Origin of the sequence: Mesorhizobium sp., assembly GCF_004962925.1 — a bacterium.
Taxonomy (GTDB): Bacteria; Pseudomonadota; Alphaproteobacteria; order Rhizobiales; family Rhizobiaceae; genus Mesorhizobium.
Window position 1 is genome coordinate 1 of sequence record NZ_SUEO01000067.1, and the last position, 9,843, is coordinate 9,843.

Annotated in this window: 7 protein-coding genes and 1 pseudogene; 2 read left to right on the forward strand and 6 right to left on the reverse strand. The window is 62.8% G+C overall.

Features of this window, described 5'->3' with window-relative positions; all coding sequences use genetic code 11:
* Window positions 1–290: pseudogene (locus tag E5W87_RS15465) on the reverse strand (GNAT family N-acetyltransferase); the annotation flags it as partial.
* Between the two features lie 68 nt (window positions 291–358).
* Between E5W87_RS15465 and E5W87_RS15470 the strand changes: the two are divergent.
* Window positions 359–1,687, forward strand: a complete 1,329-nt coding sequence (locus E5W87_RS15470; RefSeq protein WP_292398818.1) for a DNA polymerase IV — start codon at window positions 359–361, stop codon at window positions 1,685–1,687.
* 10 nt (window positions 1,688–1,697) lie between these two features.
* On the opposite strand, the gene E5W87_RS15475 is transcribed toward E5W87_RS15470, so the two are convergent.
* Complete coding sequence (locus E5W87_RS15475; protein ID WP_292398821.1) at window positions 1,698–2,204, reverse strand: hypothetical protein; 507 nt, start codon at window positions 2,202–2,204, stop codon at window positions 1,698–1,700.
* A gap of 189 nt (window positions 2,205–2,393) precedes the next feature.
* Between E5W87_RS15475 and E5W87_RS15480 the strand changes: the two genes are divergently transcribed.
* Complete coding sequence (locus E5W87_RS15480) at window positions 2,394–3,275, forward strand: DMT family transporter (RefSeq protein WP_292398824.1); 882 nt, start codon at window positions 2,394–2,396, stop codon at window positions 3,273–3,275.
* A 103-nt stretch (window positions 3,276–3,378) separates the two neighbouring features.
* Here the strand turns inward: E5W87_RS15480 and E5W87_RS15485 are convergent, their stop codons facing one another.
* The 4 genes from E5W87_RS15485 to E5W87_RS15500 all read right to left on the reverse strand — a co-directional run.
* Entirely contained in the window at window positions 3,379–4,182 is an 804-nt protein-coding gene (locus E5W87_RS15485) for a potassium channel family protein (protein WP_292398827.1), read from the reverse strand.
* Between the two features lie 103 nt (window positions 4,183–4,285).
* Entirely contained in the window at window positions 4,286–5,296 is a 1,011-nt protein-coding gene (locus E5W87_RS15490; RefSeq protein WP_292398830.1) for a methyltransferase, read from the reverse strand.
* Between the two features lie 233 nt (window positions 5,297–5,529).
* Window positions 5,530–9,009: a DNA polymerase III subunit alpha gene (dnaE, locus tag E5W87_RS15495; RefSeq protein WP_292398833.1), complete on the reverse strand. Its 3,480-nt coding sequence runs from the start codon at window positions 9,007–9,009 to the stop codon at window positions 5,530–5,532.
* Between the two features lie 246 nt (window positions 9,010–9,255).
* A partial coding sequence (locus E5W87_RS15500; RefSeq protein WP_292398836.1) for a biotin/lipoyl-containing protein occupies window positions 9,256–9,843 on the reverse strand: 588 nt, incomplete at its 5' end.

Consider the following 9,843-nt stretch of genomic DNA (forward strand, 5'->3'; position numbering starts at 1 on the left):
GGAGCCGACCCCCTGCCCTTATTGTTCCATTCGGGCACGTCGGCGCGCGGGCCGATCTGCATCCAGCCGACCGCCTTGCCATCCTCGAATGCCAGCAGGCCCGGTGGCGGCCCGGCCTCGATCCGCGCCTTGATGTGATCCTTGTTCCGCTCCCGGTTGCTGGCGCGCCGCGCTGCCGGCGACAACCGGAAATGTGTGCACCAGCAGCCGTAGCAGGCGCCTTGCTTACCGAAAAGATCTTCGAAATCCGCCCAAAGCTCGGGCACCAACGGCGCTATGGTCGTATTCATGAGTTCTCTCCCGGCCCACCGCCTTGTCGTGGCGTCCGTCCTGACGTACCATTGCATTTGTTCTCTTTATGTTCGCAGCGATGGCGGCTCCTGTCAACAATCCCGATCACGGTTTTTGCCGCGACTGCCTGACCTTCCAGCGCAGCGAGGCACGGCGCTGCGATCGCTGCGGCAGCCCACGGCTTGCCCACCATCCGGAGCTCTACCGGCTGCATCTCGCCCATATCGATTGCGACGCGTTTTACGCGGCGGTCGAAAAGCGTGATAACCCGGCGCTGAAGGACCGGCCGTTGATCATCGGCGGCGGCAAGCGCGGCGTCGTTTCCACCGCTTGCTACATCGCCCGCATCCATGGGGTGCGCTCGGCAATGCCGATGTTCAAGGCGCTCGAAGCCTGTCCGGAAGCGGTCGTCATCCCGCCGGACATGGAAAAATATGTACGCGTTGGCCGCGAGGTGCGCGCCATGATGCAGGCGCTGACGCCGCTGGTCGAACCGATTTCCATCGACGAAGCGTTTCTGGACCTTGCCGGCACCGAGCGCCTGCATGGCTTGCCGCCGGCGGTGGTGCTGGCACGCTTCGCGCTCGGTGTGGAGAAAGAGATCGGCATCACCGTTTCATCAGGCCTTTCCTACTGCAAGTTCCTGGCCAAGGTGGCGTCGGACTTTCGCAAGCCGCGCGGTTTTTCGGTGATCGGCGAGGCCGAGGCATCAGGCTTTCTGGCCGAACAGCCGGTGACGCTGATCTGGGGCGTGGGAAAAGCCTTCGCCGCCACGCTTGAACGAGACGGCATCCGGATGATCGGCCAGTTGCAGCGCATGGGGCGCGGCGACCTGATGCGCCGCTACGGCGTGATGGGCGACCGGCTCTACCATCTTTCGCGCGGCGAGGACGACCGCCGCGTCCATCCCGACCAAGATGCGAAAAGCGTGTCGGCCGAGACCACCTTCGACACCGACATCGCGTCCCTGGATGAATTGGTTTCGGTGCTGAGGGCGCTGTCGGAAAAGGTCTCGGGGCGCTTAAAGAAATCCGGCATTGCCGGGCGCACTGTTGTGCTCAAGCTGAAGACCCAGGATTTCAAGACCCGCACGCGCAACCGCCAGCTCGGCGACCCGACACGGCTGGCCGACCGCATTTTTTCGATCGGGCTCGAGCTGCTGCGCAAGGAAACGGATGGCACAAGATACCGGCTGCTCGGCATCGGCGTCAGCGACCTCTCGAATGACGAAAAGGCCGATCCGCCCGATCTCGTCGATATCCAGTCACGCAAGCGCGCCATGGCCGAAGGCGCCATCGACACACTGCGCGACAAGTTCGGCCTGAGGGCGGTGGAGACCGGCTACACCTTCGGCAAGGGTCGCAGCGCCCACCCGCCCGAGCCGATCGAGGACTGAGACCGTACCGTCAGATGCGCCTCAAATCGATCCGGCTGGTCATCACGCGCTCGCCGGTTTTCGGGTCGACGTCGATAACGGTCAGCCGCATGCCGTCCTCGCCGTTCTTCTCGACCGTCATTTGCGCGGTGCGATCACCGTTGACCTCCTTCGCCCAACGGATGCCGAGATTGATCGCATTGCCCGAGCGCCTGCCGCTGAGCTGCGCCGGCCCGGTGCGTGACCCGACATAGGTGCCACTATACTTCGTCCCGCTGGACTTCAGATCGGCACTGATGGCGCGCGTTACCACGACAAGACCGCGGCAGGTGCCGTCAAGCGACAATGAGCTCGATGTCGCGTCGGAATTGAATCGGCAGGAGACGTTAACCGTCGGCGCATCGGTGGTTACCTTGACGGTGCCCTTGCCGGCGAAATTCCCCTGGAACGAGCGGAGGAAATCGGCTTCGTCGGCGTGAGCTGCGCCAGCTGCAGCCGCCAGGCAGCCGGCGAGTACAAATCGTGCGAATGATTTCATCGGATCTCTCCTCGTTGAGATCGGAAGCAAGGCACTTCCCTGCTAGGCAGGTAAACACTACGAATCAACGCCTGCCACTTCGGCAGGTTCCGCCTTCAACATGGCCGTTTTGCAACGTGCCGCTTCTGGCCCAGCCGAATGCGTCGACTAGCGGTTGCGGTGTAAGTCCCGGCTTGCGACATAGCGCACATGGCACCCCCACCGTCGATACCCAAGGCCGCATTCTGGATGGCGCTGTCGATCGCATCGTTTCTGGCGATGTCGGTTGCCGGCCGCGCCACGATGGCCGAGCTCAACGTCTTCCAGGTGTTGGAGCTGCGCTCGGTAATCGGTTTTTTCATCCTCCTGCCGCTGGTGATGATGTCAGGCGGTTTTCCGGCGATGCGCACCAAACGGCCCTTGGCCCATATCGCGCGTAACGTCGTCCATTTTATCGGCCAGGCGGCGTGGCTTTACGCCTTGACGCTGATCCCGCTGGCCGTGCTGATCTCCATCGAATTCACGACACCGATCTGGACGGCCATCCTGGCGGTCGGCTTCCTCGGTGAAAGGCTAAGCCGGCCCAAGGTTGCCGCGATCATGCTTGGCCTGATCGGCGTGATGATCATCGTGCGTCCGGGAGCGGGCTCCGTCGATCCGGGACATGTCGTCGTTCTGGGTGCCGCCGTCTGCTTCGGCATATCCGTGGTTCTGGTCAAGTCGCTGACACGGACGGACAGCGTCGTGCGCATCATCTTCTGGATGCTGCTCATCCAGTCGGTGCTCGGCTTTGCCCCGGCGCTCTACGAATGGCGCAGCCCGCCGCTCGAACTGTGGCCGTGGATCCTGCTGATCGCCTTCACCGGCATGTCGTCGCATTTCTGCATGGCCCGGGCGCTTGGCTATGCCGACGCCACGGTCATCTCGCCGATGGACTTTTTGCGCGTGCCGCTGTCGGCGCTGATCGGCTGGCTGCTCTACCAGGAGCAGATCGACGCTTTCACCGCCGGCGGCGCCTTGCTGATCCTGCTGGGCAATCTGCTCAATCTGCAGAAAAAAGCGACCAAGCCTGCGGAAGTGGCAGCGTCTTAGCATTTTGCAGCCAAACGTCTTCGTTTGACGTCCGACAAATGCGTTAAAGCAAAGAGTTAGGGCGCGGTTTGGTCCCACCAAAACCGCGCTCTAGCCTCGCATTTCAGTCGCCTTCGTCGGGTATCTTGAGGAGATGCCCGCAGGCCTTGCAGTGGACGGCGTCGGGCTCGTGCCGCTGAAGGCCGCACTGCGGGCACGGGAAGAAGACCTTGGCGGGGCGGAAGAGAGCCTGCGCAAGCCTGACGAACAGCGATATGCCTATGATCATGGTGGCGATAGCAGTGAGCTTGCCGGCTATTCCCGGCAGGACGATGTCGCCGAAACCGGTCGTGGTCACCGTGGCGACGGTGAAATACAGCGCGTCGACATAGCCTTCGAGCCCGGCCCCGGTGCGGAAGAAAAAGGTGTAGACGAAGCCGGTGATGACAAACAGGAATGTCAAGAGATTGATGACTGCGTGGCTCGCCTCGCGCCATTTTTTGAGACCGCGCATCTCGAAATGCCGCCACAGGGAGCCGCTGCGCGACAGCGACCACAGCCGCAATATGCGCAGAAAACCCAGATTGGCCAGCGCCGAAGGCATCAGCAGCGTCAGCAGGATGAAGGCGTCGACCCACGACGTCGGCTGTTTCATCAGGCGCAGCATGTCGTTTGAGGCAAGCAGTCGTGCAATCATATCGGCGGCGACAAGTGCTGCCACCGAATAGTCAAGCCAGAGGAACGAGGACGACTCCTGGATCACCGGTGTGGCGATGAAGAAGGCGATGATGGCAAGGTCGATGATGATCGCCGCCAGTTGAAACCGGAAAGCGGCAGGCGTGCGCCCGTGATAAAGCTTGCGCAACGTATCGCGCAGCCGCGCCAAAGCTGAAAACTCCTGCGCTCCGTCCTTGTCAGTCGCCTTCATGACAACTGCGATAACGTTCGCTGAGACAGCCGTCCAGTGGGCAGAGCAGGGAGAAGCCGCCGTGGGTTGAGAACGTCCGGAGAGTTTCAGGCCCGGAAAGCGATCAGACCGGTTGTGCCTCGATGATGCTGATGCGAGGCCCGGCTTCAACAATATTCGCGACCCGGAAATCCGACGCCGCAAGCAACAACCTGAATTCTTCCGCCGTGCGCTCCTGCCCGCCCGGCATGACCAACATGTTCAGATCGCCGAATTTTGCGCTGGCGCCTTCGTTGGGCGGCGCCAGAATGCTCTCGAGCACCAGCAGTTTGCCTTCTGGACGCATCGCCCGGCGGCAGGTTTTCAGGATCCGGATGTTGGTGTCGTCGTCCCAGTCATGCAGGATCCATTTAAGCACAATCGCATCGGCGCCCTCGGGCACCGAGACGAAGAAATCGCCGGCGACGATATCGCAGCGGTCGGCCACACCCGCGGCGTCAAAGACCGGGCCGGCCTTCGCCACGACCTGCGGCTGATCGAAAAGAATGCCGCGCTGGCCGGGATTGCGGCAGAGGATTTCGGCAAGCAGAGCGCCCTGCCCGCCCGCGACATCCATGACGACAGAGAACGGCCGGAAGTCATAGGCCGCGATCACCGCAGCGGCGACGCCACGCGACATGGCCGTCATCGCCCGGTCGAAGGTGACAGACTCTTCCGGATGCTCCGCCCGGTATTCCCAAACGCCCTTGCCATAAGCATGGCGAAAGGCGTTTTCGCCGGTGCTGACACTGTGCAGCAGATCGCTCCATGCCTGACGGAAATACGGCCGCCCGGCCAGGATAGCCCACGGTGCGACCGAATGCTGAACATCGGATCGCAACGCGCCGCCAACCGGGGTCAGTGAGAAGAACCGGTCTTCCGCTTCATGGAACACGCCGACCGACGCAAGGGCGCGCAACAGCCGGTAAAGCGCCTGGGGATGAGTATTGGTCAACGCGGCAAGGTCGCCGCTGGTGCGTTTTCCGTCCTTGAGATGGTCTGCGATGCCCAGCGTGGCGGCGACGCATATCGCCTGAGATACCTGGAACCCATTGACCATCTTCTGGAGTTCGGCAGCGGCTTCCCGCTCGTCCATGACGCGCTCCCCCGGCCGCCGAAAGACCCAGGCCGCCAAGCTCACAATACCAGCGGCACTGTAACCGGACAATGCCGGCGCTGAGTGGCGGAACACCGTCGAAACAAACGGAACCGTGCTAATCCCGCTAGAGCATTTTGCAGTCAAACGGCTTCGTTTGGCGTCCGACAAAATGCGTTAAAACAAAGAGTTAGAGCGCCGTTTGGTTCCGCCAAAACGCAAAGCGCTCTAGCTCACACCAGTTCCACTTCCACCACGCCCGGCACCGCCCGCATGGCCGACGCGATCTGTGGCGAGACGCGGTAACGGTTGGGCAGTTCGATCTCGACCTCGCCCTGCGCCTCATCCTTGATAACGATAATGCTCACCTGACTGTCGCCGCGCTGGGTAAGCTGCGATTGAATCGCCGACGCCGGTCGGTCATTCCTGACAAAGATGCGCAGGGCTTTCTGGATGCGGCTTGCCTCGTCCTCCAGCGATTGCACGGTCTGGATGCGCAGATTGACGCCTTCGGGCCTGTCCTCGGCCGAAACGGTGATCACCACCGAACGGCCGGGCTCGAGCAGGTCGCGATATTGCGCCAGGCCTTCGGAAAACAGCACTGCTTCATACTGGCCGGACGTGTCGGAAAACTGCACGACGCCCATCTTGTTGCCGGTGCGCGTCTTGCGCTCCTGCTTGGTGGTGACGGTTCCGGCAAGCCGCCCGGCGGCAGCGCCGCGCTTGACGGCGGCCGAGAACTCAGCCCAGGTCTGCACCCGCATCTTCTGCAGCGCCGCCTTGTATTCGTCCAGCGGATGGGCAGAGAGGTAGAAGCCGACCACCTGGAATTCACGGTGCAGGCGGTCGGCGGCAAGCCACGGATCGGTCGCCGGCAGGTTGAGCGCCTGCGACTGCGCGCCGAGCGAGGCGCCGAAAATGTCATGCTGGCCCGACATTGCGTTCTGCTGCGCCAGCGACGCCAGCCCCATCATCCGCTCGACGCCCGCCATCATCGCGGCGCGGTCGTGGCCGAAACAGTCGAGAGCGCCAGCCATGATCAGGCTTTCAAAGACGCGCTTGCCGACGATCTTCGGATCGACCCTTTCGCAGAAATCGGCGAGGTTCTTGAACGGTTTTTCGCCGCGCATCGCGACGATATGCTCGACCGCCGCGTCGCCGACGCCTTTGAGCGCGGCCAGCGAATAGAAGATCCGGTTCTCGCCGACTTCGAAGGCGCGGAAGCTTGATATCACCGAAGGCGCCACGACATCTATGCCGAGGCGCAGCGCATCCTGGCGGAAATCGGCGAGCTTGTCGGTGTTGCCCATGTCGAGCGTCATCGACGCGGCCAGGAACTCGACCGGGTAGTGCGCCTTCAGATAGGCCGTCTGGTAGGAGACGACCGCATAGGCGGCGGCATGCGATTTGTTGAAACCGTAGTCGGCGAACTTTGCCAGCAGGTCGAAAATGAAGTCGGCTTGCGGCTTGCCGACGCCGCGCTCGACCGCGCCGGAAACGAAGCGCTCGCGCTGCTTGTCCATCTCGGCGCGGATCTTCTTGCCCATGGCGCGGCGCAGCAAATCGGCTTCGCCCAGCGAATAGCCGGAAAGTTCCTGCGCGATCTGCATCACCTGTTCCTGGTAGACGATGACGCCTTGCGTCTCCTTCACCAGATGGTCGATCTTCGGGTGGATCGACGCCATCTCCTCCTCGCCATGCTTTCTGGCGTTGTAGGTCGGGATGTTCTCCATCGGTCCCGGCCGGTAAAGCGCGACCAGCGCGATGATGTCCTCGATGCAGTCGGGGCGCATGCCGATCAGCGCCTTGCGCATGCCGGCACTTTCCACCTGGAACACGCCGACCACTTCGCCGCGCGACAGCATGGCGTAGGTATCAGGGTCGTCGAGCGGAATGTGGGCGAGATCGATCTCGATGCCGCGGCGGCGGATCAGCTTGACCGCGGTCTCCAGCACCGTCAGCGTCTTCAGGCCGAGGAAGTCGAACTTTACCAGCCCGGCCTGCTCGACATACTTCATGTTGAACTGGGTGACCGGCATGTCGGAGCGCGGGTCGCGGTACATCGGCACCAGCTCCCACAGCGGCCGGTCGCCGATGACGATGCCGGCGGCGTGCGTCGAGGCGTGACGGTAGAGCCCTTCCAGCTTCTGCGCCATATCGAGCAGCGTCTGCACGATCGGCTCCCGCTCGGCCTCTTCGGCAAAGCGCGGCTCGTTGGCGATGGCGTCGGCGAGCTTGACCGGATTGGCCGGGTTCGACGGCACCATCTTGGAGAGCTTGTCGACCTGGCCATAGGGCATCTGCAAGACGCGGCCGACATCGCGCAGCACCGCGCGCGCCTGCAGCGTGCCGAAGGTGATGATCTGGCCGACCTGGTCGCGGCCGTATTTCTGCTGGACGTAGCGGATGACCTCCTCGCGCCGGTCCTGGCAGAAGTCGATGTCGAAGTCGGGCATCGACACGCGGTCGGGATTGAGGAAGCGCTCGAACAGCAGCGAGAAGCGCAGCGGATCGATGTCGGTGATGGTCGTCGAATATGCGACCAGCGAGCCGGCGCCCGAACCGCGGCCCGGCCCGACCGGAATGCCTTGCGCCTTCGCCCATTTGATGAAGTCGGCAACGATCAGGAAGTAGCCGGGAAACTTCATCTTCTCGATGATGCCGAGCTCGAATTCCAGCCGTTCGCGGTATTGTTCGACCGTGTAGCCAGGCGCCAGGCCGTGCGCGGCGATCCGCGCCTCCAGCCCTTCATGCGCCTGTCTGGCAAGCTCCTGCGCCTCCGCCTTCACCGCCGCATCGGCGTCGGCGACATCGCCGCCGGCAAAGCGCGGCAGGATCGGGTTGCGGGTCTTGGGATAATAAGAGCAGCGCAGCGCGATCTCGACGGTGTTGTCGATCGCTTCGGGCAGATCGGCAAACAGCTTCGCCATGTCAGCCTGGCTTCTCAGAAAATTGTCGGGCGACAGGCGGCGGCGATTGTCGACGGCGACGACTGAACCTTCGGCGATGGCGATCAGCGCGTCATGCGCCTCATAGTCGTCGCGCGAGGAGAAAAACGCCTCGTTGGTGGCGACCAGCGGCAGGTCATTGATATAGGCGAGATCGACGGACGATTGCTCAATGGCCCGGTCATAGCCGGAAACCCGGTCCAGTTCGACATAGAGCCGGTCGCCGAACAGGGCCTTGAGCGCCAAAAGCCGTGTCTCGGCGAGATCGCGGCGGTCCTCTTTCAAGGCGTTGCCGATCGGGCCGCGCGGCCCGCCGCTGAGGCAGATCAGGCCATCGCTATGGCCTTGCAGCATCTCTGTCGTCAGATGCACGGCCTCGCCGGGCGGCGTTTCAAGATAGACCCGGCTGACCAGCCTGACCAGATTGCTGTAGCCGGCCTCGGTCGCCGCGATCAAAACCACCGGCCGCATCTCCGGACCTTGCCGCCTGCGGTCGCGCTGGCTGTCGCTGGCTTCGCCGGAAAAGGCGAGAGTGGTCTGGCAGCCGATGATCGGCTGGATGCCCTCCTTCACCGCTTTCTGCGCGAATTCGAGCGCTCCGAACAGATTGTTGGTGTCGGTGACGGCGATGGCCGGAGCCTCATCCTTGACCGCATGGCCGACAACCGTGCCGAGCTGCAAGGCGCCTTCAAGCAGCGAATAGGCCGAATGCACGCGCAGATGGATGAACGGCCGCGCCGGCACTTCTGGCCGCGACGCCTTCATAAAGGCCTCGCGCCGCAAAGGGTCGCGTGGAAGTGTCTCATTCGCCATAGTTTTTTAGCGCCGCTTGAAAGGACTCAGTCGATGAAGTTGCATTGTCCGGCACCGGACGATGCGAGTCCAGCAATTGCCAATCGAGCCTTGCAAGTTCGCGATCATTGCTTTGTGACGGCATTTATGCTAGGAATATATGCATGGTGCTGAGTTGCGCCAACGACCCGCCGCCGAGGCGGGTTTTTATTTTCAGCCTCACGCGAATTCCATGATCACCGCATCGACCGCGAGACTGTCGCCCGGCTTAGCCTTAAGTTTCGACACGATAAGATCGCGCTCGGCGCGCAACACGTTTTCCATCTTCATCGCCTCGACGACCGCCAACGTCTCGCCGGCCTTGACCTCCTGCCCCTCGGCAACGGCGATCGACACGACGAGGCCGGGCATCGGGCAGAGCAGCATCTTCGAGGTGTCCGGCGCCACTTTTTCCGGCATCAGCCTTTCGAGCTCGGCGGTACGCGGCAGCATGGCTCGTGCCGTCACCGACATGCCTTTCCAGGCGATGCGAAACCCGTTCAGTACCGGCCTGATCTGCGCGGCGATTCTTCGGTCGCCGACCGTGCCGCGCCAGATGAGGTCGCCCGGCCGCCAGTCTGACATCACCGTCAGCGCTTTGCCGCCGTCGATCGACAGATCGAGCTCCATCGGAATGGAAATCATGCCTTCGAGGACAGAAGCCGAAAGGTAATCCTCGCCGATCTTGACCACCCAGTCGCGTTTCAGGGCACCCGAATGCGGCGCCAGCCGCCCGCCCAGCCGGTCGAGCCGGTCGCGGCGCAGCAG

What these genes read in the sequence shown, in the direction of transcription:
- E5W87_RS15480 (WP_292398824.1), top strand. Translation starts at nt 2,394, where the DNA reads ATGGCACCCCCACCGTCGATACCCAAGGCCGCATTCTGGATGGCGCTG.
- E5W87_RS15475 (WP_292398821.1), bottom strand. Translation starts at nt 2,204, where the DNA reads ATGAAATCATTCGCACGATTTGTACTCGCCGGCTGCCTGGCGGCTGCA.
- dnaE (WP_292398833.1), bottom strand. Translation starts at nt 9,009, where the DNA reads ATGAAGGCGTCGCGGCCAGAAGTGCCGGCGCGGCCGTTCATCCATCTG.
- E5W87_RS15490 (WP_292398830.1), bottom strand. Translation starts at nt 5,296, where the DNA reads ATGGACGAGCGGGAAGCCGCTGCCGAACTCCAGAAGATGGTCAATGGG.
- E5W87_RS15485 (WP_292398827.1), bottom strand. Translation starts at nt 4,182, where the DNA reads ATGAAGGCGACTGACAAGGACGGAGCGCAGGAGTTTTCAGCTTTGGCG.
- E5W87_RS15470 (WP_292398818.1), top strand. Translation starts at nt 359, where the DNA reads ATGTTCGCAGCGATGGCGGCTCCTGTCAACAATCCCGATCACGGTTTT.